Genomic DNA, 3,728 nt, shown 5'->3' with positions numbered 1-3,728 from the left:
GGCTGAGGGGATGCTGAACGTTCTGGCGTGTTTTCTGTCTGGTGCCTTTGACGCGCGGCTGGAATTCGCGGTGCGCAGCTGGGCCTTGCAGGACGGCAAGGTCGGCACGCGCGTCGCGGCGGCGGACGAGGCGCGGCTCTCGGCGCTGCGCGGGATGCTGGCGCGCTGGGGGCATGGGGAGCAGGAGGCCGACGTGCGGGCGCGGACCATCTACCTGACGCAGATCGGCTATATCTCGATGCGGGCGCAGGAAGGGCTGGAGACGCGGCTGGCGCGCATCCCGACCTATGTCGAGATCTATACCGGGCAGGCCGCCGAGCCGCGCGAGCTCGCCCGCTTCAACGCCCGCCTGGCCCCGGTGCCGCGATGAGGGCCGCGGGGGGCAGTCTCCGGGATGCCGGGCCGCCGCCCGGTTGCTCTGCCGGTTGCTTTCCCGGCGCCTTTCCGGGGCCTGCTGACGATATTGCCGCACGACATGCCGTTATCGTCGCATCCGGGGGCCGTCCCGGCTGGGAAGATGGCGCATCGGCGGCAAGCGGCCGCCGGCCGATCCATCCCAAGGCAGGTATGCCATTGCCCGACCCGGCCCCGACTGGACCCCGCTGCCCCCGCGCCCGCACCCTGCCGGGCCGCCCGGCTCGGGCCCTGACCCCGGTCCCAACCCCGGCCCTCGGCCGCGGCGACCCCGCTTTCGCGAGGGCCGTAGTGGTGGCATCGGCGGCGGCGCGCACGCCCGCCCCGATCCGCAGGACCCCGATCCGCAGGGCGCCGCCCGTGCCGGCCTTGGGCCGCGGGCGGGGGCGCAAGACGGCAGGCCGCCCGTCCTGACCCGAACCAGCCACCCGGCCTTCCGCGACGGGCCGGGCAGCCATCATCAACGTCGCGACTGGGAGACGAGACCATGAAACGATCCTATCTTCTCGGCACCGCCTTCGCGCTGCCCTTCCTGGCGCTGGCCGGCACCGCCTCGGCCGATTGCGGCAGCCTGACCATCGCCAGCATGAACTGGCAAAGCGCCGAGCTCGCCGCGGCGCTGGACGCCTTCGTGCTGGGCAACGGCTATGGCTGCACCGTCGAGGTGATCCAGGGCGACACGGTGCCGACGCTGACCTCGATGGTGGAGAAGGGCCAGCCCGAGGTGGCGCCGGAAGGCTGGGTCGACCTGGTGCCGGAGGTCATCCAGTCGGGGCTGGCCGAGGACCGGATCGTCGTGGCCGGCGACATCCTGACCGACGGCGCCGTCCAGGGCTGGTGGATCCCGAAATACCTGGCCGACGCCAATCCCGAGCTGAAGACCATCGACGACGTGCTGGCACGGCCCGACCTGTTCCCCGATCCCGAGGACCCCTCGAAGGGCGCCATCTTCAACGGCCCGGCGGGCTGGGGCGGCACGGTGATCACCAGCCAGCTCTACAAGGCCTTCGGCGCCGAGGCGGCGGGGTTCAACCTGGTCGACACCGGCTCGGCCGCCGGGCTGGACGGCTCGATCGCGCGCGCCTACGAGCGCCAGCAGGGCTGGGTCGGCTATTACTGGGCGCCGACCGCGCTTCTGGGCCGCTACGAGATGGTCCGGCTGGAGCACGGCGTGGCCCTGGACATGGACGAGTGGCAGAACTGCACCTCGAACGCCGATTGCGCCGAGCCGAAGAAGAACGACTGGCCCACCGACAAGGTGCAGACCGTCGTCGCCAAGGGCTTTGCCGACGCCGCCCCGCCCGAGGTGATGGACTACCTGTCCAGGCGGTCCTGGTCGAACGACACCGTGAACGCGCTGATGGCCTGGATGACCGACAACCAGGCCCAGGGCGAGGACGGCGCCAAGGAGTTCCTGCGGGGCAACGAGGCGACCTGGACCGAATGGGTCACGCCCGAGGCCGCCGAGAAGATCAAGGCGGCGCTCTGACGCGATCCCTGTGCGGCGGGGGGCCGGCCGGCCCGCCCGCCGCCATGACCCGGCACCCCCATGCGCGAGGCCTCCATGACATCGTGGCTCACGTCCTTTCCCCAATTGAGCGATTCCCTGCTGCGCGCGCTGCAGCGCAGCATCGACAACGGTTTCCGCAGCTTCACCCGCAGCTACGGCGACCTGATCGAGGGCTTCTTCAGCCCCTTGCAGACCCTGCTGATCTGGTTCGAGCGGCTGCTTCTGGGCACGCCCTGGCCGGTGATCCTGCTGGTCGTGGCCGGCCTTGCCTGGGGCGCCAGCCGCAGCCTGCGGGTGGTGATCGGCTCGGTCCTGACGCTGGTGCTGATCGGGCTCTTCGGCATGTGGGACGACACTATGAAGACCATCTCCATGGTGCTGGCCGCCACGCTCCTGTCGATCGCCATCGGCCTGCCGCTGGGGGTGCTGATGGCGCGCTCGGCCCGGGTGCAGCGGGTCGTCAGCCCGATCCTGGACATCATGCAGACCATGCCCAGCTTCGTCTACCTGATCCCGGTGGTGATGCTTCTGGGCATCGGCCGGGTGCCGGGGCTGATCGCGGTGGTGATCTATGCGCTGCCGCCGATGATCCGGCTGACCAACCTGGGCATCCGGCAGGTCGATCCCGAGGTGCTGGAGGCCACCGACGCCTTCGGCTCCTCCGCCTGGCAGAAGCTGGTCAAGGCGCAGCTGCCGCTGGCGCTGCCCACGATCATGGCCGGGATCAACCAGACCATCATGATGGCGCTGGCCATGGTGGTGATCGCCTCGATGATCGGGGTGCAGGGGCTGGGCCAGCCGGTGCTGCGGGCGATCTCGAACCAGTATTTCACCCTGGGGCTGTTCAACGGCTTCGCCATCGTCGGCATCGCCATCCTCTTCGACCGCATCAGCCAGGCCTGGGGCAAGCGGCTGCAGAAACATCGCGAGGCCAGCCATGACTGATCCGATCGGCATCGAGATCCGCAACCTCTACAAGATCTTCGGCGCGAACCCCCAGGCCCATGTCGCAGCGGTGCGCGCCGGCATGACCAAGGCCGAGCTGCAGGCCCGCCACGGCCATGTGCTGGGGCTCAGCGACATCAACATCCAGATCGCGCCGGGCAGCATCCAGGTGATCATGGGCCTGTCGGGCTCGGGCAAGTCGACGCTGATCCGCCACATCAACCGGCTGATCGAGCCCACCGCGGGCGAGATCGTGATCGAGGGCCGCAACGTCGTCGGGATGTCCAAAGACGAGCTGCGCGAATTCCGCCGCCACCGGACCGCGATGGTGTTCCAGAAGTTCGGGCTGCTGCCGCATCGCACCGTGCTGGACAATGCCGCCTACGGGCTGGAGGTGCAGGGCATGGCCGAGGCCGAGCGCTACCGCACCGCCATGCGCTGGATCGAGCGGGTGGGGCTTTCCGGCTTCGAGAAGAGCTATCCCAGCCAGCTTTCGGGCGGCATGCAGCAGCGGGTGGGGCTGGCGCGCGCGCTGGCCAACGACGCGCCGATCCTCTTGATGGACGAGGCCTATTCGGCGCTGGACCCGCTGATCCGCTACGACATGCAGACGGTGCTGCTGGATTTGCAGCAGGAGGTCAGGAAGACCATCGTCTTCATCACCCACGACCTCGACGAGGCGCTGCGCATCGGCGACCGCATCGCGCTTTTGCGCGACGGCTCGGTGATCCAGCAGGGCACGGCGCAGGACATCGTGCTGCGCCCGGCCGACGATTACGTGGCGAATTTCGTGCAGCATGTCGACCGCGGCAAGGTGCTGAAGGTCGGCGCGGTCATGCTGGCCCAGCACGGCTTCGAC

Annotated in this window: 3 protein-coding genes and 1 pseudogene; all 4 read left to right on the top strand. The window is 69.4% G+C overall.

Annotated features, from left to right (window positions below; translation table 11 throughout):
• Positions 1-370, top strand: a pseudogene (locus QPR87_RS23315) (TetR/AcrR family transcriptional regulator); the annotation flags it as partial.
• Between the two features lie 531 nt (positions 371-901).
• Positions 902-1,903: a glycine betaine ABC transporter substrate-binding protein gene (locus tag QPR87_RS23310; protein WP_285051543.1), complete on the top strand. Its 1,002-nt coding sequence runs from the start codon at positions 902-904 to the stop codon at positions 1,901-1,903.
• Between the two features lie 75 nt (positions 1,904-1,978).
• On the top strand, positions 1,979-2,869 hold the full coding sequence (locus QPR87_RS23305) for an ABC transporter permease (protein WP_285051542.1): 891 nt from the start codon (positions 1,979-1,981) through the stop codon (positions 2,867-2,869).
• Positions 2,862-3,728, top strand: an 867-nt coding sequence (locus QPR87_RS23300; RefSeq protein WP_285051541.1) for a quaternary amine ABC transporter ATP-binding protein, incomplete at its 3' end; no start/stop codon positions are given. The genes QPR87_RS23305 and QPR87_RS23300, both read left to right, overlap by 8 nt.

The sequence above is a fragment of the Paracoccus sp. SSJ genome (genome assembly GCF_030234105.1).
Lineage (GTDB): Bacteria > Pseudomonadota > Alphaproteobacteria > Rhodobacterales > Rhodobacteraceae > Paracoccus > Paracoccus denitrificans.
The sequence above is the reverse complement of the archived record's forward strand: the minus strand, read 5'-3'. Positions and strand labels throughout refer to the sequence as shown.